The sequence below is a fragment of the Brevibacterium sp. K11IcPPYGO002 genome, assembly GCF_050920635.1.
Taxonomy (GTDB): Bacteria; Actinomycetota; Actinomycetes; order Actinomycetales; family Brevibacteriaceae; genus Brevibacterium.
Window position 1 is genome coordinate 1,341,517 of the sequence record NZ_CP131929.1, and the last position, 20,034, is coordinate 1,361,550.

30 protein-coding genes are annotated in these 20,034 nt (G+C 63.6%); 25 read left to right on the top strand and 5 right to left on the bottom strand.

Translation table 11 applies throughout. From position 1 onward, the window contains the following. Window positions 1–11 precede the first annotated feature (11 nt). The 18 genes from rpsS (at window position 12) to map (ending at window position 9,703) form a co-directional block, all read left to right on the top strand. The gene (rpsS, locus tag QYM46_RS06015) at window positions 12–293 is read left to right on the top strand and encodes a 30S ribosomal protein S19 (RefSeq protein ID WP_025777927.1); all 282 of its coding nucleotides are present in this window, start codon (window positions 12–14) and stop codon (window positions 291–293) included. A gap of 42 nt (window positions 294–335) precedes the next feature. Then, window positions 336–722, top strand: coding sequence for a 50S ribosomal protein L22 (gene rplV / locus QYM46_RS06020; protein WP_025777926.1), 387 nt, complete (start codon window positions 336–338; stop codon window positions 720–722). Beyond that, window positions 722–1,537 (top strand): 30S ribosomal protein S3, encoded by an 816-nt coding sequence (gene rpsC / locus QYM46_RS06025; RefSeq protein ID WP_139468552.1) that lies wholly within the window; start codon window positions 722–724, stop codon window positions 1,535–1,537. Before rplV ends, rpsC begins: the two co-directional genes overlap by 1 nt. Before the next feature lie 3 nt (window positions 1,538–1,540). Beyond that, window positions 1,541–1,957, top strand: coding sequence for a 50S ribosomal protein L16 (rplP, locus tag QYM46_RS06030; RefSeq protein ID WP_025777924.1), 417 nt, complete (start codon window positions 1,541–1,543; stop codon window positions 1,955–1,957). A gap of 2 nt (window positions 1,958–1,959) precedes the next feature. Continuing rightward, window positions 1,960–2,211, top strand: coding sequence for a 50S ribosomal protein L29 (gene rpmC / locus QYM46_RS06035; protein ID WP_025777923.1), 252 nt, complete (start codon window positions 1,960–1,962; stop codon window positions 2,209–2,211). Beyond that, on the top strand, window positions 2,211–2,498 hold the full coding sequence (gene rpsQ, locus QYM46_RS06040; protein ID WP_025777922.1) for a 30S ribosomal protein S17: 288 nt from the start codon (window positions 2,211–2,213) through the stop codon (window positions 2,496–2,498). The genes rpmC and rpsQ overlap by 1 nt, the downstream gene beginning before the upstream one ends. 145 nt (window positions 2,499–2,643) lie before the next feature. Next, complete coding sequence (rplN, locus tag QYM46_RS06045) at window positions 2,644–3,012, top strand: 50S ribosomal protein L14 (RefSeq protein WP_025777921.1); 369 nt, start codon at window positions 2,644–2,646, stop codon at window positions 3,010–3,012. Window positions 3,013–3,014: 2 nt separating this feature from the next. After that, window positions 3,015–3,383 (top strand): 50S ribosomal protein L24, encoded by a 369-nt coding sequence (gene rplX / locus QYM46_RS06050; protein ID WP_092015649.1) that lies wholly within the window; start codon window positions 3,015–3,017, stop codon window positions 3,381–3,383. Then, window positions 3,383–3,952, top strand: coding sequence for a 50S ribosomal protein L5 (gene rplE / locus QYM46_RS06055; protein ID WP_169251731.1), 570 nt, complete (start codon window positions 3,383–3,385; stop codon window positions 3,950–3,952). Before rplX ends, rplE begins: the two co-directional genes overlap by 1 nt. A 67-nt stretch (window positions 3,953–4,019) precedes the next feature. Beyond that, window positions 4,020–4,418, top strand: coding sequence for a 30S ribosomal protein S8 (gene rpsH, locus QYM46_RS06060; RefSeq protein WP_025777918.1), 399 nt, complete (start codon window positions 4,020–4,022; stop codon window positions 4,416–4,418). Between the two features lie 17 nt (window positions 4,419–4,435). Next, window positions 4,436–4,972 carry a 50S ribosomal protein L6 gene (rplF, locus tag QYM46_RS06065; RefSeq protein WP_025777917.1) on the top strand — a complete coding sequence of 179 codons (537 nt, stop codon included), beginning with the start codon at window positions 4,436–4,438 and terminating at the stop codon, window positions 4,970–4,972. A 2-nt stretch (window positions 4,973–4,974) separates the two neighbouring features. After that, window positions 4,975–5,355, top strand: coding sequence for a 50S ribosomal protein L18 (rplR, locus tag QYM46_RS06070; RefSeq protein WP_025777916.1), 381 nt, complete (start codon window positions 4,975–4,977; stop codon window positions 5,353–5,355). After that, window positions 5,352–6,035, top strand: a complete 684-nt coding sequence (gene rpsE / locus QYM46_RS06075) for a 30S ribosomal protein S5 (protein ID WP_025777915.1) — start codon at window positions 5,352–5,354, stop codon at window positions 6,033–6,035. The genes rplR and rpsE overlap by 4 nt, the downstream gene beginning before the upstream one ends. Continuing rightward, window positions 6,035–6,217 carry a 50S ribosomal protein L30 gene (gene rpmD, locus QYM46_RS06080; RefSeq protein WP_025777914.1) on the top strand — a complete coding sequence of 61 codons (183 nt, stop codon included), beginning with the start codon at window positions 6,035–6,037 and terminating at the stop codon, window positions 6,215–6,217. Before rpsE ends, rpmD begins: the two co-directional genes overlap by 1 nt. Before the next feature lies 1 nt (window position 6,218). Further along, window positions 6,219–6,671: a 50S ribosomal protein L15 gene (gene rplO, locus QYM46_RS06085; RefSeq protein ID WP_025777913.1), complete on the top strand. Its 453-nt coding sequence runs from the start codon at window positions 6,219–6,221 to the stop codon at window positions 6,669–6,671. Between the two features lie 281 nt (window positions 6,672–6,952). Next, window positions 6,953–8,254: a preprotein translocase subunit SecY gene (gene secY, locus QYM46_RS06090; protein ID WP_432791206.1), complete on the top strand. Its 1,302-nt coding sequence runs from the start codon at window positions 6,953–6,955 to the stop codon at window positions 8,252–8,254. Between the two features lie 49 nt (window positions 8,255–8,303). Beyond that, window positions 8,304–8,870 carry an adenylate kinase gene (locus tag QYM46_RS06095; protein WP_169251733.1) on the top strand — a complete coding sequence of 189 codons (567 nt, stop codon included), beginning with the start codon at window positions 8,304–8,306 and terminating at the stop codon, window positions 8,868–8,870. Continuing rightward, window positions 8,867–9,703 carry a type I methionyl aminopeptidase gene (gene map / locus QYM46_RS06100; protein ID WP_432791207.1) on the top strand — a complete coding sequence of 279 codons (837 nt, stop codon included), beginning with the start codon at window positions 8,867–8,869 and terminating at the stop codon, window positions 9,701–9,703. The genes QYM46_RS06095 and map overlap by 4 nt, the downstream gene beginning before the upstream one ends. Before the next feature lie 35 nt (window positions 9,704–9,738). Here map and QYM46_RS06105 read toward each other — a convergent pair whose 3' ends face one another. After that, window positions 9,739–9,978 carry a hypothetical protein gene (locus QYM46_RS06105; RefSeq protein WP_169251735.1) on the bottom strand — a complete coding sequence of 80 codons (240 nt, stop codon included), beginning with the start codon at window positions 9,976–9,978 and terminating at the stop codon, window positions 9,739–9,741. A 79-nt stretch (window positions 9,979–10,057) separates the two neighbouring features. Here QYM46_RS06105 and QYM46_RS06110 point away from each other — a divergent pair, with 79 nt between their 5' ends. Continuing rightward, window positions 10,058–10,942 (top strand): PaaX family transcriptional regulator, encoded by an 885-nt coding sequence (locus QYM46_RS06110; RefSeq protein ID WP_169251736.1) that lies wholly within the window; start codon window positions 10,058–10,060, stop codon window positions 10,940–10,942. Window positions 10,943–10,975: 33 nt separating this feature from the next. Here the strand turns inward: QYM46_RS06110 and QYM46_RS06115 are convergent, their stop codons facing one another. Beyond that, window positions 10,976–12,121 (bottom strand): MalY/PatB family protein, encoded by a 1,146-nt coding sequence (locus QYM46_RS06115; RefSeq protein ID WP_432791208.1) that lies wholly within the window; start codon window positions 12,119–12,121, stop codon window positions 10,976–10,978. Between the two features lie 368 nt (window positions 12,122–12,489). On the opposite strand from QYM46_RS06115, the gene infA reads away from it, so the two are divergent. From infA to rplQ, 6 genes are all read left to right on the top strand, one after another. Then, window positions 12,490–12,711, top strand: coding sequence for a translation initiation factor IF-1 (infA, locus tag QYM46_RS06120; protein ID WP_009379245.1), 222 nt, complete (start codon window positions 12,490–12,492; stop codon window positions 12,709–12,711). Between the two features lie 58 nt (window positions 12,712–12,769). Then, window positions 12,770–12,883 (top strand): 50S ribosomal protein L36, encoded by a 114-nt coding sequence (gene rpmJ, locus QYM46_RS06125; protein WP_009884960.1) that lies wholly within the window; start codon window positions 12,770–12,772, stop codon window positions 12,881–12,883. A gap of 214 nt (window positions 12,884–13,097) precedes the next feature. Then, complete coding sequence (rpsM, locus tag QYM46_RS06130; protein ID WP_025777905.1) at window positions 13,098–13,466, top strand: 30S ribosomal protein S13; 369 nt, start codon at window positions 13,098–13,100, stop codon at window positions 13,464–13,466. A 51-nt stretch (window positions 13,467–13,517) separates the two neighbouring features. After that, on the top strand, window positions 13,518–13,922 hold the full coding sequence (rpsK, locus tag QYM46_RS06135) for a 30S ribosomal protein S11 (protein WP_025777904.1): 405 nt from the start codon (window positions 13,518–13,520) through the stop codon (window positions 13,920–13,922). A gap of 152 nt (window positions 13,923–14,074) precedes the next feature. After that, window positions 14,075–15,073 (top strand): DNA-directed RNA polymerase subunit alpha, encoded by a 999-nt coding sequence (locus tag QYM46_RS06140; protein ID WP_025777903.1) that lies wholly within the window; start codon window positions 14,075–14,077, stop codon window positions 15,071–15,073. A 23-nt stretch (window positions 15,074–15,096) separates the two neighbouring features. Then, entirely contained in the window at window positions 15,097–15,639 is a 543-nt protein-coding gene (gene rplQ / locus QYM46_RS06145) for a 50S ribosomal protein L17 (RefSeq protein WP_432791209.1), read from the top strand. A 408-nt stretch (window positions 15,640–16,047) separates the two neighbouring features. Here rplQ and putP read toward each other — a convergent pair whose 3' ends face one another. The 3 genes from putP to QYM46_RS06160 form a co-directional block, all read right to left on the bottom strand. Next, window positions 16,048–17,589 (bottom strand): sodium/proline symporter PutP, encoded by a 1,542-nt coding sequence (gene putP / locus QYM46_RS06150; RefSeq protein WP_432791210.1) that lies wholly within the window; start codon window positions 17,587–17,589, stop codon window positions 16,048–16,050. A gap of 136 nt (window positions 17,590–17,725) precedes the next feature. Continuing rightward, window positions 17,726–18,883 (bottom strand): hypothetical protein, encoded by a 1,158-nt coding sequence (locus tag QYM46_RS06155; protein ID WP_432791211.1) that lies wholly within the window; start codon window positions 18,881–18,883, stop codon window positions 17,726–17,728. Continuing rightward, window positions 18,880–20,031, bottom strand: coding sequence for a hypothetical protein (locus QYM46_RS06160; RefSeq protein ID WP_432791212.1), 1,152 nt, complete (start codon window positions 20,029–20,031; stop codon window positions 18,880–18,882). The genes QYM46_RS06155 and QYM46_RS06160 overlap by 4 nt, the downstream gene beginning before the upstream one ends. Window positions 20,032–20,034: the final 3 nt, after the last annotated feature.

Consider the following 20,034-nt stretch of genomic DNA (forward strand, 5'->3'; position numbering starts at 1 on the left):
AGTACTGACTTATGCCTCGTAGCCTCAAAAAGGGTCCTTTCGTCGACGAACACCTCTTCCAGAAGGTGGCTCGTCAGAACGAGAAGAACACCAAAAATGTCATCAAAACCTGGTCTCGTCGCTCGATGATCATCCCGGACTTCCTGGGACACACCATCGCAGTACATGACGGACGCAAGCATGTCCCCGTCTTCATCACTGAGTCGATGGTCGGACACAAGCTCGGCGAGTTCGCACCGACACGGACGTTCCGTGGCCACGAAAAGGACGATCGCAAGGGGCGCCGCCGCTGAGGCGGGGCACTCTTTCGATCCTAGAGAAGAGAGAAGGAAGCGATGGAAGCCAAGGCTAAGGCGCGTTACCTGCGCGTTACGCCTCGCAAGGCTCGGCGCGTCATCGACCTCATTCGTGGTCAGCAGGCGACCGAAGCACTTGCAGTGTTGAAGTTTGCAGAACAGTCGGCATCAGATCCGATTTACAAGCTCGTGGCCTCCGGCATCGCCAATGCGCGTGTCCGGGCCGACGAGGAAGGCGTTGCGTTCGACGAGAACGAACTGGTCATCTCCGAAGCCTTCGTGGATGAGGGGCCGACCATGAAGCGGTTCCGTCCGCGTGCCCAGGGTCGTGCTTTTCGCATCGAGAAGCGCACCAGCCACGTGACAGTGGTTCTGGCCAGCGGTGACGACCTGCCTCAGCGCAAGAGCCGGAAGGGGAACCGCTAATGGGCCAGAAGATCAATCCGAATGGATTCCGACTCGGAATCACCACGGATCACAAGTCGAAGTGGTTCGCTGACTCGACCAAGCCGGGGCAGCGCTACCGCGACTACGTGCTCGAAGATGTCAAGATCCGTCAGATGATGAACACCGGTCTCGAGCGGGCCGGCATCTCGAAGGTGAATATCGAGCGCACGCGTGACCGTGTTCGCGTCGACATCCACACCGCACGTCCGGGCATCGTCATCGGTCGCCGCGGAGCCGAAGCGGACCGCATCCGCGGTCAGCTCGAAAAGCTCACCGGCAAGCAGATTCAGCTCAATATCCTTGAGGTGAAGAACCCCGAGGTCGACGCACAGCTCGTCGCTCAGGGCGTTGCCGAACAGCTCGCCAGCCGCGTGGCCTTCCGCCGTGCGATGCGCAAGGCGATCCAGAGCGCCCAGCGCGCAGGTGCCAAGGGCATCCGCGTGCAGTGCTCCGGCCGCCTCGGCGGTGCTGAGATGAGCCGGTCCGAGTTCTACCGCGAAGGCCGTGTGCCGTTGCACACCCTGCGCGCGAACATCGACTTCGGCGTTCACGAAGCCCACACCACTTTCGGACGCATCGGCGTCAAGGTGTGGATCTACAAGGGCGACATGACCGACAAGGAGCTTGCTGCCGAGCAGGCCAAGGCTCCTGCTGCTCGTGGCCCGCGTGGCCGTGGGCGCGGTCGTGGAGGCCGCGGACGTGGTCAGGAAGGCGCACCGCGCCGAGGCGACCAGGCCCGTAATACTGAGAACAGTGCCGAAGCCCCCGCGGCTGAGGCCGGATCGGAGGGCTGAGAAATGCTGATCCCTCGTCGAGTGAAATTCCGCAAGCAGCACCACCCCAACCGGGGCGGCGCCGCCAAGGGAGGCACGACGGTGTCCTTCGGTGACTACGGCATCCAGGCTCTCGAGCCGGCTTATGTCACCAACCGTCAGATCGAGGCCGCACGTATTGCCATGACGCGCTACATCAAGCGCGGCGGCAAGGTGTGGATCAACATCTACCCTGATCACCCGCTGACGAAGAAGCCTGCCGAGACCCGCATGGGTTCCGGTAAGGGTTCGCCGGAGTGGTGGATCGCCAATGTCAAACCCGGTCGAGTCATGTTCGAACTCGGCGGTGTGTCCGAGGAAGTTGCTCGCGAGGCTCTGCGCCTGGCGATCCACAAGCTTCCGCTGAAGGCCCGTATCGTGGCCCGCGAAGGTGGTGAGTGAGAATGGCTATCGGTTCGAAGAACCTTTCCATCGACGCGCTTGACGGTTACGACAACGAGCGTCTGCAGGAAGAGCTCAAGAAGGCCAAGGCCGAGCTGTTCAACCTGCGTTTCCAGTCGGCCACCGGTCAGCTGGAGAGCCACGGTCGCCTCAAGGCCGTGCGTCGGGACATCGCTCGTATCTACACCGTGCTCAACGAACGGGAGCTGGACATCCGTCCGAACCCCGCTGATGCCAAGGAAGAGAGCAAGTGATGGCGGAGACCACGAATACCGAGGCCACTGCTGCGGAACGCAACTCCCGCAAGACCGCACGTGGTTACGTCGTATCCGACAAGATGGACAAGACCATCGTCGTCGAGGTTGAGGAGCGCATGAAGCACCGCCTCTACGGCAAGGTCATGCGCAAGTCGGTCAAGTACAAGGTTCACGACGAAGAGAACACCGCCGGTATCGGCGACCTCGTCCTCGTGGCCGAGACGCGGCCCCTTTCGGCCGCGAAGCGTTGGCGGCTCGTCGAAATCGTCGAACGCGCCAAGTAGTCAACGCCACCCCACCCACCCGGTCCCGCCCGCGGCCTCCTGCAGGCCGCGGGCGGCTACCGGGAACGGGGTGAAATGTCAATGAATCCGTTCCGCAAGGCTCGCGCTCAAGGCGTGAGAACCAGCGCGACGACAGGAGAAAATAGTGATTCAGCAAGAGTCGCGACTCAAAGTCGCCGACAACACTGGCGCCAAGCAGATCCTGGCAATCAGGATCCTGGGTGGCTCCGGTCGGCGCTACGCCTCGATCGGTGACACCATCGTGGCAACCGTCAAGGATGCAATCCCGGGCGGAAACGTGAAGAAGGGTGACGTCGTCAAGGCCGTCATCGTTCGCACTGCCAAGGAACGTCGTCGTCCCGACGGTTCCTACATCAAGTTCGATGAGAATGCAGCTGTCATCCTCAAGAACGATGAGGAACCACGCGGCACCCGTATCTTCGGACCCGTGGGACGCGAACTCCGCGACAAGAAGTTCATGAAGATCGTCTCCCTGGCACCGGAGGTGTTGTGAGCATGGCGAACAAGCTCAATATTAAGAAGGGCGACCTCGTCCAGGTCATCGCCGGCGCTCGGCAGTCCCGTGGTGGCGATCGTGGCAAGCAGGGCAAGGTCCTTGCCGTCTACCCCGAACGCAACCGCGTCCTCGTTGAGGGCGTCAACCGCGTGATCAAACACAAGAAGGCTACGCAGACTCAGGCCGGCGGCACCGCTGGTGGCCGTGAGACCCACGAAGCCCCCATCCACGTGTCCAACGTGGCGCTCGTTGACCCCAAGGACAACAAGCCCACCCGCGTCGGATACCGCGAGGAGAGCGTCGAACGCGACGGTCGCACCAAGACCATTCGGGTTCGCTTCTCGCGTCGCACCGGGGAGGAGATCTGATGACGGAAACAACCACCAGCCGTCCCGCACCGCGTCTCAAGCAGATTTACCGTGAAGAGATCGTTGCGAAGCTGCAGGATGAGTTCAACTACGCCAACCCCATGCAGGTTCCCGGTCTGACCAAGGTCGTCGTGAACATGGGTGTGGGTGACGCAGCACGCGATTCCAAGATGATCGAAGGCGCGATCAACGACCTGACTCTGATCACCGGTCAGAAGCCTGTCGTGACCCGTGCCCGCAAGTCCATCGCTCAGTTCAAACTGCGCGAAGGTCAGCCCATCGGCGCCCACGTGACCATGCGTGGAGCCCGGATGTGGGAGTTCATCGACCGCGTCATCACTCTGGCACTGCCGCGTATCCGCGACTTCCGCGGACTCTCGGATCGTCAGTTCGACGGACACGGTAACTACACCTTCGGCCTCACGGAACAGTCCATGTTCCACGAGATCGACCAGGACCGGATCGACCGCGTCCGCGGTATGGATATCACCGTCGTCACCACCGCGGCAACCGACGACGAGGGACGTGCACTGCTGCGTCACCTCGGGTTCCCGTTCAAGCAAAAATAATCGCTACGTTGCAGGTCCAAGCACAGCATGTGGGCGGAAACCGTAACGAGGAAGGGCACGTGCCCAAATGACAATGACTGATCCAGTCGCAGACATGCTTACACGTCTGCGCAACGCCAACTCGGCTTATCACGAGGACGTCAGCATGCCGTTCTCGAAGCTCAAGTCGAACATCGCCGAGATCCTCAAGACCGAGGGCTACATCACCGGCTGGAGCGTCGAAGACGCCGAAGTCGGCAAGACGCTGCTCCTGGACCTGAAGTTCGGACCCAACCGGGAACGTTCGATCGCCGGCCTGCGCCGGGTGTCGAAGCCGGGACTGCGCGTCTACGCGAAGTCCACGAACCTGCCCAAGGTTCTCGGCGGCCTCGGCATCGCCATCCTGTCGACCTCGTCAGGCCTCCTGACGGACCGTCAGGCCGCCAAGAAGGGTGTGGGTGGGGAAGTCCTCGCCTACGTCTGGTAAAGGAAGGAGAGAAGAACATGTCACGTATTGGCAAGAACCCGATCTCCGTTCCCAGCGGCGTCGAGGTCAAGGTCGACGGCCAGGATGTCGCCGTCAAGGGACCTAAGGGCGAGCTGTCCGTCACCATCGCCGAGCCGATCACCGTATCGCTCGAAGACGGTGTCATCACAGTGGCCCGTCCGGACGAAGAGCGCGAATCGCGTTCGCTGCACGGACTGTCCCGAACGCTCATCAACAACATGATCGTCGGTGTGACCGATGGCTACTCCAAGGCCCTCGAGATCGTCGGAACCGGTTACCGTGTCCTGGCCAAGGGATCGAACCTCGAGTTCGCCCTCGGCTACAGCCACCCGATCGTCGTCGAACCGCCGGAGGGAATCTCCTTCAGCGTCGACGGCCAGACCAAGGTCGCTGTCCACGGAATCGACAAGCAGCTCGTCGGTGAGACCGCTGCGAACATCCGGAAGCTGCGCAAGCCCGAGCCCTATAAGGGCAAAGGTGTGCGCTACGCCGGCGAAATCGTCCGTCGCAAGGTCGGAAAGGCTGGTAAGTAAAGATGGCCTTTGGCAAGAAGGAAAGCTACGGCAAAGGCAGGGCAGCTGCTCGCAAGCGTCGTCACGCTCGACTGCGCAAGCATGTCAGCGGCACGACCGAGCGCCCTCGCCTCTCAGTGACTCGCTCCACGCGCCACGTCTTCGTCCAGGTCATCGACGACACCGTCGGCAAGACCCTGGTCTCGGCCTCCACCATGGAAGCCGACCTGCGGACATTCGAAGGCGACAAGACCGGCAAAGCCCGCAAGGTGGGCGAGCTGGTTGCTCAGCGTGCCAAGGACGCCGGAATCGAATCCGTCGTCTTCGACCGTGGAGGCAATGCCTACCACGGCCGTGTGCAGGCAATCGCCGAAGGTGCCCGTGAAGGAGGATTGGCCCTATGAGCACTGAAGAGAACAAGGAACAGCAGGCAGCTGCTGAGACCCGCACCGACAACAGCGGTGACCGTTCCTCCCGTGGCCGCGGCCAGGGTGGACAGGGCGGTCAGGGTCGCGGACGCGGCGAAGGCCGTGGACGCGGCGGTCGCAACGACCGTGAAGACAAGAACCAGTTCATCGAACACGTCATCACGATCAACCGCGTGTCGAAGGTCGTCAAGGGCGGACGTCGGTTCTCCTTCACGGCTCTCGTCGTGGTCGGAGACGGCGACGGTATGGTCGGCATGGGCTACGGCAAGGCGAAGGAAGTTCCTGCCGCCATCGCCAAGGGCGTCGAGGAAGCGAAGAAGAACTTCTTCCGCGTTCCCCGCATCCAGAAGACCATTCCGCACCCGATCCAGGGCGAGGAAGCCGCAGGTGTCGTCCTGCTGCGTCCGGCCGCTCCGGGTACCGGAGTCATCGCCGGTGGACCCGTTCGTGCGGTGCTCGATGCGGCAGGCGTCCAGGACGTCCTGTCCAAGTCGCTGGGCTCGGCGAACGCGATCAACATCGTGCACGCCGCGATCGCCGCGCTGAAGGGCCTCGAGCGTCCGGAAGAGGTTGCGGCTCGCCGTGGCCTGCCCGTCGACGAGGTTGCTCCGCACGCACTGCTGCGAGCAGCCGCTGAAAGTGGGGCGAAGTCCTGATGGCAAAGCTCAAGATTACTCAGCGCAAGTCCGCAATCGGATACCGTCAGAGCCAGCGCGACACGCTGCGTTCGCTCGGTCTCAAGCGGACCAACGACGTTGTGGTGCAGGAAGATCGCCCCGAGATCCGGGGAATGATCAACGCTGTCCGCCACATCGTGACTGTGGAAGAGGTCGATTGATATGTCGAACAACGACTCGCTGAAGCTGCACGATCTGCGCCCTGCCCCCGGAGCCAAGACCGCCAAGACCCGCGTCGGTCGTGGTGAGGCTTCGAAGGGCAAGACTGCCGGACGCGGAACCAAGGGCACGAAGGCCCGCTACCAGGTTCCGCACGGCTTCGAGGGCGGCCAGACTCCGATGCACATGCGTCTGCCCAAGCTGCGTGGATTCAAGAACCCCGCCAAGGTGGAGTTCCAGGTTGTCAACCTCGACAAGCTGTCCAGCCTGTTCCCCGAGGGCGGAGACGTCACCGTCGCCGATCTCGTGGAGAAGGGCGCTGTGCGCGCAAAGCAGCCCGTCAAGGTTCTCGGCACCGGTGAGATCACCGTGGCCCTGAACATCACAGCAGACAAGTTCTCCGGCTCTGCAGCCGAGAAGATCAAGGCTGCAGGCGGAAGCGCCAACGAGGCCTGATCCGTTCCACGCGGACGGTATCCCGGCCTCATCGCCGGAAAGGGGGCGGTCACTTCGGTGGCCGCCCCCTTCTGCATGCTCGGAAAGGTCACGGAGACGGTCTGTGATCCGGCCCGAGACCGCTGCGAATCCCCCTGGACCTGAAGCCTGAGCGGACCCTGCACCGGGCTTGGTCGGTTTCGGCCTGCAGGCCATACCCTGGTAGTCTTTTGCAGGTATTTGTCTCAATCGCCAGGTCGCGACCACGACTCTGACTTTTCATCCCCCAACGAGGAGGACGCTTGATCGGCGCAATCCGGAGGGCCTTCAGAACGCCCGACTTGAGGAAGAAACTCCTCTTCACCCTGGGCATTCTTGTCATCTTCCGACTCGGCTCGTTCATTCCTTCGCCTGGCATCGACTACACCAAGGTGCAGGAATGTGTGGCTTCGCCTCAGCTCAATGAGGGCGGATTCGCCATGATCAACCTCTTCAGCGGCGGCGCGCTGCTGCAGCTGTCGATCTTCGCCCTGGGCATCATGCCCTATATCACCGCGAGCATCATCGTCCAGCTGCTGCGCGTGGTCATTCCGCGCTTCGAAGCCCTCCACAAGGAAGGCGCATCGGGTCAGGCGAAGTTGACTCAGTACACCCGCTACCTGACCATCGGCCTTGCGATCCTCAACTCGACCACGCTTGTGGCGACCGTCCGCTCTGGTGCGCTCTTCGGCAATGTCGAAGGCTGCCAGGACCTCATCGCCAACGACACCTGGTGGGGCATCGCGGTCCTTGTGCTGACTCTGACCGCAGGCACCGGGCTGATCATGTGGCTCGGCGAGCAGATCACCGAACACGGTGTGGGCAACGGAATGTCGCTGCTCATCTTCACCTCCGTCGCATCGGCCTTCCCCTCCTCGCTCGGCGCGATCTTCCGCGAGCAGGGCGTCGACATCTTCCTCATCGTCATGGTCGTGGGTCTCGTGCTCGTCGCCCTCGTGGTCTTCGTCGAGCAGTCGCAGCGCAGGATTCCCGTCCAGTACGCCAAGCGCATGGTCGGCCGTCGGATGTTCGGCGGAACCTCGACCTATATTCCGATCAAGGTGAACATGGCCGGTGTCATCCCCGTCATCTTCGCCTCCTCGGTGCTCTACCTGCCGAGCCTGGTCTCGCAGTTCTTCGATCCCGAATCGAAGTGGGTCGAATGGATCAACACCTACTTCACACGCGGTGACCATCCGCTCTACATCACCGTGTACGCCCTGCTGACGATCTTCTTCGCCTACTTCTACGTCGCCATCACCTTCAATCCCGAAGAGGTCGCGGACAATATGAAGAAGTACGGAGGCTTCATCCCCGGTATCCGGGCCGGTCGCCCGACCGCCGAATACTTGAGCTACGTGCTCAGCCGCATCAACTTCCCCGGCTCGCTCTACCTTGCCTTCGTCGCGCTCATCCCGCTGATCGCGCTGGTGCTCATCAACGCCAATCAGAACTTCCCGTTCGGCGGCACCTCCCTGCTGATCGTCGTGGGCGTCGGCCTCGAAACGGTCAAGCAGATCGACGCGCAGATGCAGCAGCGCCACTATGAGGGGCTGCTGCGCTGATATGACCGGACGCTGACGTTCAGCGGACATCCCATTGGAAGGACACCTTATGAGTTCACGCATCATCCTGATCGGCCCTCCCGGCGCCGGCAAGGGAACGCAGGCCGCCCGCCTGTCCGAGGCGCTCGGCGTCCCGGCGATCTCGACCGGAGACATCTTCCGGGCGAATGTGAAGGGTGAGACCGAGCTGGGCAAGCTGGCCAAACGCTATATGGATGCCGGCGAATACGTGCCGGACGAGGTCACGAACTCCATGGTCGCCGACCGTCTGGCACAGGATGATGCCGCCGATGGGTTCCTCCTCGACGGATACCCCCGCACCAGTGCCCAGGTCGATGAGCTCGATCGGATCCTCGCGGCCGAGGACAAAGCCATCGAGCACGTCGTCGAGCTCACGGCCGACACCGACGAGGTTGTCGCGCGCCTGCTCGCTCGTGCTCAGACCGAGGGCCGCAGCGATGACAGCGAAGACGTCATCCGGCACCGACTCGATGTGTACGAAGAGCAGACGCAGCCGCTGACCGATATCTACCGCAGCCGCGGACTTCTGCGCCAGGTGGACGGCCTCGGTGAAGTCGAAGACATCACCGAACGCATCCTGTCGACCATTCGATGATCTTCGGACCACGTATCGAGCTGAAGACTCCCGCGGAGCTTGAGCTCATGCATCGGGCCGGGCAGCTGACACGACAAGTGCTCTCAGCGGCCCGGTCCGCGGCCGTTCCCGGGGCAACCACAGCCGAGGTGGACGCCGCGGCCGAGGCTGTCATCGACTCCGCCGGGGCACGGTCGAACTTCAAGGGCTACCAGGGATTTCCTGCGGTCGTGTGCATCTCCGTGAACGAGGAGATCGTCCACGGCATCCCGGGGCCTCGTGTCCTCCACGCCGGCGACATCGTCTCGATCGACGGGGGCGCGATCGTCGACGGCTTCCACGGGGACTCCGCACTGACGATGATCGTCGGCGGCGACGAAGCGGGCACTGCCGCCGATCGTGAGCTCTCATCCGCCACCGAGGCGGCCATGTGGGCAGGCATCGCGGCGTTCGCAACCGGGACGAAAGTCAGCGACATCGGAGACGCCATCGATGACTTCGTCTCCGATTCCTTCCCCCACCTGGGTCTCGTCGAGGAGTTCACCGGACACGGGATCGGCACCTCCATGCACATGGCTCCCGAGGTGCTCAACTACCGTGCACGCTCGAACGGCCCGAAGATCAAGCCCGGAATGTGCCTGGCGATCGAACCGATGCTCACCACCAGCGGCGCGGACACGCGGACCCTTGCCGATGACTGGACGGTCGTCACGGCAGACGGTTCACGGGCGAGCCACTGGGAACACAGCGTGGCTCGCCACGATGGGGGAGTCTGGGTACTCACGGCCGCCGACGGGGGAGCAGCCGGATTGGCGCCGTTCGGAATCGCTCCCGTGCCTCCGAACGGCATCTGAGGGGAGATCCTTGGGGAGGGGGCCCGAGCCCGAACTCAGGTGGCCGCCATCTGCCTCCTCAGGGTCGACCTGCCGACGAAGTAGACGGCGGCGAAGGTTCCGGACGCAGCCATCAGCCCGAGTGCGAACATCCATGTTGCGGTCTCGGCGATGGTGAACCCGAAGATCTGGAACGCGCAGAAGGCGATGAAGGCCGTGATGGCCCCCGCCAGCAGTCCCGATGTGCGGGACATCTGGTACGCGCGCTGATCGATTGAGTGCTTCTCGTCATCCATGTCGTGGCTCCTCGTCGCTTCGCTGCGATCTCGGTCCTTGTCGGCACCGATCCTTGTGTTTTCACGGTAGGATCTGGCCATGACGAGTGTCCACGATGTCCCGAAACGTCGGACAGATGTGGGCGATCGCTATCGGATGACACGTATCGCCTTCGATGTGATCTCCGCTTTCGGGTGTCTGCAGGCGAGCGGACTGCCGGGGCCCGTCATCGTCAGTGTGTTGGGCGAGCACGGGTATTCTTCCTCGAGCGTGCACAATCAACTCGTGCGGATGGTCCAACGAGGCATCATCAGCAGCGAACGAATCGGGCGGGTCTCCGTCTACCGCCTGAGCGAACACATCCTCTCGGACTTCGGCGACATCGCCGGCGACCATGTCTTTCCGGACTATGAGGGTCGCTTCCACACTGTGCTGTATTCCGTTCCGGAGTCTTCGCGCGGTCTGCGGGACCGACTGCAGTATATTGCCCGGAGCCTGGGATACAGGCAGCTGAGGCCGGGAATCCTCATCGGCTTCGCAGACCGGTCCGCTCAGCTGTCGGCGCGGCTGCCCGAGATGTCAGATCCCAGCTGGTCCGAGGCGGGAGAGCTGACACCCGACTCCACCGCCGCGGCTCGCAGGATGACGACTCGGGCCTTCGAACTCGACTCCGCTCTCGCCCAACTGCCTCCGTTGGAGCAGCGCATGAACGCACTGACCTCGGGCGGATCAGCGCCGGGAACCGGATGTCCGGAGCTGAGCTTGAGAGGCTTCTTCGATCTGTACTTTGACATCGCCCGTGCCGTGATCACCCACCCGCTGCTGCCCGAGGCCCTCGTCGACGGCACTCAGCCGGCCGTGCGGTTCCGCGCTCTCATGCAGCAGTGCAATCTCGAGTACTATCTGCGCTTCGATCAGCAGATCCGCGAGTGTGCGGGAGCCAGCTCCTCTTTCGACCTCATCGAATGGCTGCCCGAGCACTGAAGCACCGAATGCTGACGTGCCTCAGTCCGAAGCTCAGAGGATCCGGGCGATCCTCTCAACCGCCTCGGTGAGCAGAGGACGAGGAAGGGCGAAGTTGAATCGGATATGCCCGGCCCCGACCTCACCGCACAGGCGACCCTCGGTCACGGCCACCTCGGCGCGGGAACGGATGAGATCGGACAGGCCCGACTCCAAGCCGTAGCCGCGCAGATCCAGCCACGCCAGATACGTGCCTTCCGGTTCGATGTAGGCGGCGCCCGGCAGCAGCGAGCCGACGAGATCGGTGAAGTGATCCCGGTTTCCCTTGAGGTAGCCGTTGACCTCCCTCAGCCAGTCTTTCGAACGGGAGTATGCGGCGGTCGTCGCCAGGATTCCCGGATTCGAGGCGGCACCGGAGACGAACTGCCCCTTCTCGGCCCAGACGTCACGGTCGGCAGAAGAGGTGAGGATGAGCTGAGCACATTTGAGGCCGGGGATGTTGAAGGCCTTCGACGCAGCCGTCGCGGTCGCCGTGTGTGCGGCGGTCGCCTCGGTGAGAGCAGCATACGGAATGTGCCGAGCAGGGGCATAGACGACGGGAGCGTGGATCTCGTCGGAGAACACGCGGGCTCCGGCTTCCTCGACGACGTCCGCGAGTGCCGACAGCTCGGCCTCGGTGTAGACCTTGCCGATCGGATTGTGCGGATTGCACAGGACGAACGTCGCGCCGGGCGTCAGGGTCGAGGCGATGGCGTCGAGATCGAGGGACCAGCCGGATTCCGAGCGCAGCATCGGAACTTCGATGAGTTCGCGGCCGGTCACCCGCGCGACGTCGAAGAACGGCATGTAGGCCGGTGTCGGCAGCACGATCGGAGTGTCGGACGGGGTGAGGTGGGTGAGCACGCCGAGGAACGCGGCCAGCACGTCACTGGCCGGTTCGATGTGGCCGACGGGGATGCGCCAGCCGTAGTGCTCGGAGCAGAAGCTCGAGGTCGCGGTCTTCAGATCGGCGACGAGATCGGCAGGAGCGTAGCCGTAGAGGTCGCGGTCGTCGATGGTCTGCAGCGACTGACGCACTGCGGGTGCGACCCCGAAGTCCATCTCGGCGATGAACGCTCCGATGGAACCGGGGAAGGACGACCACTTGCGCCCACCCTTCGTGACCAGGGATTCCTCGGTGATGGCATCGAAATCGGACATCTGTGTACTCCTCTTCGGGGACTGCGTCGGGTGCGGTTCTCACGCTAGCAGTCGCGGCGGCGAAGGCGGGGTGCATTCGACTTCAGCGGTCACGGGAGTGGTCGGCCGCCTCGGCGAGGATGGGATTGTAAGGGACTTCACGCCCAGAAGCGAACACCGTGTGGAAGAATCTTTCTTCGTAGTGTAGGGTTGATGATTGGTCTGTTCTCATTCAACTCACCTTTTTCCAGTTGTGGGCGGCTTCTGCCATCCACACCTTTTCATGTGGTGACGAGGACGGCAGGCCGAGGGGTCACCGGCACTGAGTCGGTGATACACGATTACGTCGAACGCGAAGGTTTCGCGGGAATACGAGGTTAGCGAACGATATGGCCAAAAAAGAAGGGGTCATTGAGATCGAGGGCACCGTTGTCGAAGCTCTGCCGAACGCATCGTTTCGGGTGGAGCTGAGCAACGGGCACAAGGTGCTCGCACATATCTCCGGAAAGATGCGTCAGCACTATATCCGCATCCTTCCCGAGGACCGGGTCATCGTGGAGCTGTCTCCATACGATCTCTCGCGCGGACGAATCGTTTACCGCTACAAGTAAGGATCTTCGATCATTCGCGTCCTGTCCTGCCGGGCAGGGACCGAAAGAAGGAAAAACGATGAAGGTTAAGCCCAGCGTCAAGAAGATCTGCGAGAACTGCCAGATTACCCGCCGTCACGGCCGGGTCATCGTCATCTGCTCCAACCCGCGCCACAAGCAGCGCCAGGGCTGAGCAGCTCGTTCCGAGCAGATCGAGGCTCCTCCGAGAGGGGCTTCAGCAGCACCACACCCGCGCAGACCTCGCCATCTGCGTTCGGACCCGCGAGAAGTGAGAGCTTCCGCGGAACGGACACAGGACGATACCTCCGGTCGGGGGCCGGAGACCTTGGGAGACCAAGGACAGGTCTGCATCAGCACCTCCGAAACAACAACAGGAGACAGTACCCATGGCACGACTTGCCGGAGTCGACATCCCGCGTGAAAAGCGTGTGGAAGTCGCCTTGACTTACATCTATGGTGTGGGCCGCACCCGTGCGCGCCAGACCCTGACCGAAACGGGAATCAGCCCTGATACCCGTGTGAAGGACTTGAGCGACGCAGAGCTCGTCCAGCTGCGTGACTACATCGAGGGCACATTCCAGGTTGAGGGTGACCTCCGTCGTGAGGTGGCCGCCGATATCCGCCGCAAGGTCGAAATCGGAAGCTATGAAGGCCTGCGTCACCGCCGCGGTCTGCCGGTTCGCGGTCAGCGGACCAAGACGAATGCGCGTACCCGCAAGGGACCCAAGCGCACCGTGGCCGGTAAGAAGAAGTAACACGCTCACCCGGTTGGCCAGCGCCAACCACCTCGATCAGGAGTAGGACATATGCCTCCCAAGTCACGCGCCGCTACAGTGCGCAAGCCTCGCCGCAAGCTGAAGAAGAATATCGTTGCCGGCCAGGCTCACATCAAATCAACCTTCAACAACACCATCGTGTCGATCACCGATCCGACCGGTGCTGTCATCTCCTGGGCCTCCTCAGGTGAGATCGGTTTCAAGGGTTCGCGCAAGTCGACCCCGTACGCCGCTCAGATGGCTGCTGAATCGGCTGCTCGCCGGGCACAGGAACACGGCCTGAAGAAGGTCGACGTGTTCGTCAAGGGACCGGGCTCGGGCCGCGAGACGGCCATCCGTTCGCTGCAGGCCGCCGGCCTGGAACTGGGAACCATCCAGGATGTCACCCCCGTTCCGTTCAACGGCTGCCGTCCCCCCAAGCGCCGCCGCGGCTGATCCTTCCGTGGAACTGCAACGGATGACGGGCACTTGTCCGACATCGGTCGCAGAACGGATTCCCAGATAACCCGAACCGTTCTTCATGGCCGCAGAGCCATGACGTGCAGTGCGAACGTCATATAGCGGATGTTCGCTGAAAGGAAGCCCACGTGCTCATTGCACAGCGCCCAACGCTCACGGAAGAAGTCGTCTCCGATAACCGCTCACGGTTCGCCATCGAACCGCTCGAGCCCGGATTCGGCTACACCCTCGGCAACTCGCTTCGCCGGACCCTGCTGTCCTCGATCCCTGGTGCCGCCGTCACGTCCATCCGGATCGACGGAGTGCTCCACGAGTTCAGCACCGTACCGGGAGTCAAGGAGGATGTCACCGAGTTCATCCTCAACCTGAAGTCCCTGGTCGTATCGTCCGAATTCGACGAACCGGTCGTCGCCTACCTGCGCAAGCAGGGACCTGGCACCGTGACCGCTGCCGATGTCTCTGCTCCCGCCGGGGTCGAGATCCACAACCCGGACCTGCACATCGCCACGCTGAATGGTGAGGGTCGTCTGGACATGGAACTGACCATCGAACGTGGACGCGGATACGTTTCGAGCGCTCAGAACAAGAACGCGGATGCAGAGATCGGCCGGATCCCGGTCGATTCGATCTACTCCCCGGTTCTCAAGGTCACCTACAAGGTCGAAGCCACGCGTGTCGAACAGCGCACCGACTTCGACCGACTGGTCCTCGACGTCGAAACCAAGCCCTCGATGACCCCGCGCGATGCCATCGCATCTGCGGGCAAGACCCTGGTCGAACTCTTCGGCCTGGCTCGAGAGCTCAACGTCGAAGCTGAAGGCATCGAGATCGGACCCTCGCCTGTGGACGCGGCACTGGCCGCCGACCTGGCGCTGGCGATCGAAGATCTCGACCTGACCGTGCGCTCCTACAACTGCCTCAAGCGCGAAGGCATCCACACCGTCGGTGAGCTCGTTGCTCGCAGCGAAGCCGATCTGATGGATATCCGCAACTTCGGTTCGAAGTCGATCGACGAGGTCAAGGCGAAGCTCAACGAGCTCGGCCTGAGCCTCAAGGACAGTCCTGCCGGCTTCGAAGCCGGTCTCGTTGATGAGGACCAGTCCTACGTCGAAGACGAACAGTACTGATTAAGACCTAGGAGTAACTGACAATGCCAACCCCAACCAAGGGTCCCCGCCTCGGCGGATCGCCCACACACGAGCGCATGATGCTCAACAACCTGGCAGCCCAGCTGTTCGAGCACAAGCAGATCAAGACGACCGTGACCAAGGCCAAGCGCCTGCGCCCGGTTGCCGAGCGCATGATCACGAACGCCAAGAAGGGTGACCTGGCCGCACGTCGTCGCGTGCTCGGCCAGATCTCCGACAAGTCGATCGTGCACGAGCTCTTCACCTCGATCGCCGAAACGATGGCCGAGCGTCCCGGTGGATACACCCGGATCACCAAGATCGGTCCTCGCCCCGGCGACAACGCCCCGATGGCCGTCATCGAACTGGTCCTCGAGCCCTACTCGCCGAAGCAGGCAACCGTGAAGGAAGCCGAGCAGGCGACCGCCGCTGCTGCCGCTCCGGCAGAAGAGGCACCGGTTGAGGCCGAGGTCGTCGACGAGGCGCCCGCCGAGGACGCCGCTGTCGAGGCCGAGGCAGTCGAGGCTGACGCCGAGACCGCTGACGAGGCTGCCGAGGAGAAGTAAACTCCTCGACCGACTCCCGGCTGGGATCTCCCACGCCGTAAGTCATACACTTCGGGCGGGCACCTGCACAGGTGCCCGCCCGAAGTGTATTCAGCGCTGGTGCGGGGATCGGCAAGGACGTGCAGGCCGCCTCGGCGGGGTCAGTTTGCACGCACCTGTCCGGCCACCTCGGCGTGAATAATCTCTTTTCGTTCCAATCATCGCTCTCGATTCAGATGATTGGAACGAAAAGCGATTATTCCGGTACGCAACCTGAGGCGCGATCCGCTCAATGCACCGACGGTGGGTAAACCATGGGCCATACACACGTCTCGATATGACGAGGGCCGGGGCACGAAGAAGGCCGGGGCACGATCATGCCCCGGCCTTCGCTGTGCTTGCGTCGACTCTTACGTCGTGCGTCGGCTCTCACGTCACGAGTCTGTTCTCACACTTCACCCGGGAGAGGGCCACGGATTCGTCGAACTCGATGTCAGAGGCCGCATCGTGCTTGTAGGTGAAGCGGCTGACGACGACGGCGACGATGAGGTTGACGATGAAGCCGGGGATGATCTCGTAGATCGCATCCGTCATCGGAGTGCTCACCTGCCCCCAGACGAAGGCCACCACCGCACCGGAGAGCAGGCCGAACAGGGCGCCCCAGTTGCTCAGTCGCTTCCAGAACAGTGTGAGCAGGACGATCGGGCCGAAGGACGCGCCGAAGCCTGCCCACGCGAATGCGACGAGGTCGAGGATGCTGTTCGACGGCGAGATCGCGAGCACCACTGCGATGATGGCGACGACGAGCACGCCGAGGCGGCCGAGCAGCACATAGGTCTTGTCGTGCAGAGTGCGTGTGGAACCGGTCCGCAGGGCGACGATCTTGAAGAGGTCCTCGATGAGAGCCGACGATGTGACGACGAGCTGCGAGGAGATCGTCGACATGATCGCGGCCAGCACCGCTGCCAGCACTAGGCCGGCGATGAACGGGTGGAAGAGGATCTGCGCCAGGTCGAGGAAGACGGTTTCGGCATCGGCGGGCTCCATGTCCGCGTGCTGGGAGAAGTAGGAGATGCCGACGATGGCGGTGGCGATGGCGCCGAGGGCGGAGATCGCCATCCAGCCGACGCCGATGCGCCGGGCGACGCCGGCATCGGCGGGTGTGCGCAGCGCCATGAAGCGCACGATGATGTGCGGCTGTCCGAAGTAGCCCAGTCCCCAGGCCAGGGCGGAGACGATGGATGCGATCGTGGCGAAGGTCCAGAAGTCGCCCGAGCCGACGAGGCTGAGCAGGCCGGGGTCGATCTCGGAGACGTTGCTGATCACGGTCGACGGTCCGCCGGCGTTGATGACGGCGACGATCGGCACGGCGATGAGAGCGGCGAACATCAGCAGCCCCTGTGCGACGTCGGTGAGAGTCGCGCCGAGGAAGCCGCCGAAGAGTGTGTAGACCATGGTGATCGCGGCGACGAGGAGCATTCCGCCGAGGTAGTTGAGTCCGAAGCTCGACTCGAAGAACTTGCCGGCCGCCACCATGCCCGAGGAGACGTAGAAGGTGAAGAAGACGAGGATGATGACGCCGCACACGATGCGCAGCAGTCGAGTCCGATCCTTCAGCCGCTGTTCGAAGAAGCTGGGGATCGTGATCGAATCGCCGGCCTTCTCCGTGAACGCGCGCAGTCGAGGTGCGACGATCTTCCAGTTGATCCACGCGCCGACGGTCAGGCCGACGGCGATCCAGGCCTCGATGAGACCGGAGACGTAGATGGCGCCGGGCAGACCCATCAGCAGCCAACCGGACATATCCGAGGCGCCGGCGCTGAGCGCCGCAACGCCGGGCCGCAGTCCACGGCCGGCGAGCATATAGTCATCGAGGCTGTTCCTCGTTCTGCGATAGGCGAACCAGCCGATGGCCAGCATGCCGATGAAGTAGAGGACGATTGCGATCGTGCGGAAAGTGGTTTCTGACATCCGAGCTCAGCTCCTTCGATAGGCCGAGCCGACCCTACAGCACAAGAGGCCGAAGGTGTGAATTGCCTGTGCGCCCACCTGGTGTGAGGATACACCTCGACCTGCCTCCGACGGCAGGGCTCGATAGACGGAAGCGTCAGACAGACGGCAGACGGGGTGCTCGGGGGACCGGCGTGGTGGAGGCCCCCACCGAGAAGGCCGCGATCGGCCGACCGTGGAGGAAAGTCGCCAGTTCGCGTCGGACGGTCGGGCTGTCCTTGAGTTCGGAATGGACATCGACCCGCAGCCCGTGACGGTCGAGCGTCAGCCAGATCCGCAGCAGGATCCGTCCGACCTCCACCTCGTCCGCGGCCGACAGTGTCGGTCGATCGGGGACGGACAGGACCAGATGATGAGGATGACGTCGTTCGCGACGAGCAGCCGAGGCGGGCTTTGCCGCAGAGGTCGCACGAAGTCCTGCACGCAATGAACGCGGCAGCGCTGACAGCGGTGCGTCCTGATCCGATTTCGCGAACGACCGCATCGCGGAGTCCGCCAGCGCGAATGGTCTGAGCCCCACCGATGTCAGGCCGACGATCCAGGAGTGCAGCCATGCGTGATCGAGCAGGGCCGCGGCTCGAGCCCCTGCCGCCGGGATACGCAGACACTCGGCGGTGAGTCCGTCCCGGTGGTAGCGCGGGTCGGCGGGATCGAAGCGCAGCCAGCGCAGGGTTTCGGCGAACACCGGCCGATCACCGAAGGAATGCAGAGCGGCACGACGCAGCCATGCCCGCCAGGCGCGGTCGGGGATCTCCACCAGGTCGACCGCTGTGTCGGCCATGGCGCCGCGGCAGATCGCGGTCGCCTCGGCGAAGCGGGCCTCTGCCCGGTCCAAGGGGCCGCGGTCGACCTGCCGATGGCCCAGGTCCGCGTTCCCGAACCCGGGCCACGCACTGCCGTCCGCCGGCGCCGAATCCCAGGCGGTGGGGTCCGCGACGGATTCCGCAGTGGCCAGGCGCACCCGGATGTCCACGGTGGGCCCGCGCCCTCGGACGGCGACCGATTCGGTGTGCACCCCCGCGTCGGCGGCGGCGATCGCCAGCGACTCCACCCAGCAGCCCATGCTCAGGTGGAGATCCTCACTGCGCGGGTCCCCGTGCGGCAGCAGACGGGCCGGGTCGGCCCCGACCCGGACCTCGGCGACGGCGGGCGTGCAGCTCGTGATCTCAGGAACCCACGGTTGGGTGTTGTGGGCGGATGGGGCGGAGGCGGCGACTGTGAAGAGAGACTCGACGAGGGCGGCGGTCAGTGTCAATGGTGCTCCTCGGGCGGGGACGGAGGCAGGGTGCGGTCGACGAACACGAGCCGGTGCAGCTGCCTGCCCCCGGAACGGGCGAAGACCGCCGCCGAGGCGGGATTGTCCTCGGCGATGAACGTGACCCGCAGTCGTCGATATCCCTTGGCGACCAGTGCACAGTTGAGTTCGCGGATGGCCAGGCTGAGCAGGCCCGACCCCTGATAGCGGGGGTCGGTGCCCTGGATGATGAGCACCGCGTCGCTCATCGTGCGACGGTGCACGAGCAGGTCGAGGATGGTGCGCACACCGAGGCGGCCGCCGTGGCGACGCAGGACCGGCACCGGGTCGGGAATGACGAGAGCGAAGCAGCGAGGCGGGGCGTCGGCAGGATCGCCGGCACCGGTGATGTCGATGATGAGATCCGGATCCATCAGGGAGGACAGGCCCTGCATCTGCGAGCGCAGCTGAGCGGGTGTGATGGACGTGTAATAGGGCAGTTCGGAGAAGGCGGCGTTGAGGCAAGGCAGCAGCCGGTCGGCGAAACGGCGCAGACCGAGACGGGAGACAGGGCGGCGACGCAGCCCCTGGCGACGCCATTCGTCAGCGGTGACCGCAGTCGCGCGGGCTGCGGGAATGGATCCGACGGGCACCTCCCACGTGTGTGCGGGACCCCAGGTCTCGAAACCGGCCGCGGCGAACGCCGGCCAGCAGAAGGCGGGATTCCACGCTGTGTCGAAGAAGCCGGGATGGCGGACACCGTCGGTCAGCAGACCGCCGGTGACGTTCGGCAGGGGAGAGACGGGACCGAAGATCCGTGTTGCTCCCACATGTTCGGCTCGCTCGACGAGGAACGCGATCAGCACGTCCAGCGCCTCCTCGTCGGCGACTTCGACGGCGCCGAAGAACAGAGGCGCAGCGGTTGCGTCAGCAGAACCCAGTTCGGCGGCCAACGCAGCCGACCGGTGGCACATGACGCGGGCCGCCGCTTTACCCTGAGCGGTGTCGAACAGCCACAGCTCGACGGGTTCGTCGAACCAGCCGCGCCCGGCGAACCAGTCGCGGATATCGGCGGCGAAGAGTGGAACATAGTGGTCCTCTTCGCCGCGCGCCCGCGCCAGGCGTGGGGCCAGGTCGATGAACTCGGCGAGATCGGCCCGGGAACGCACCCG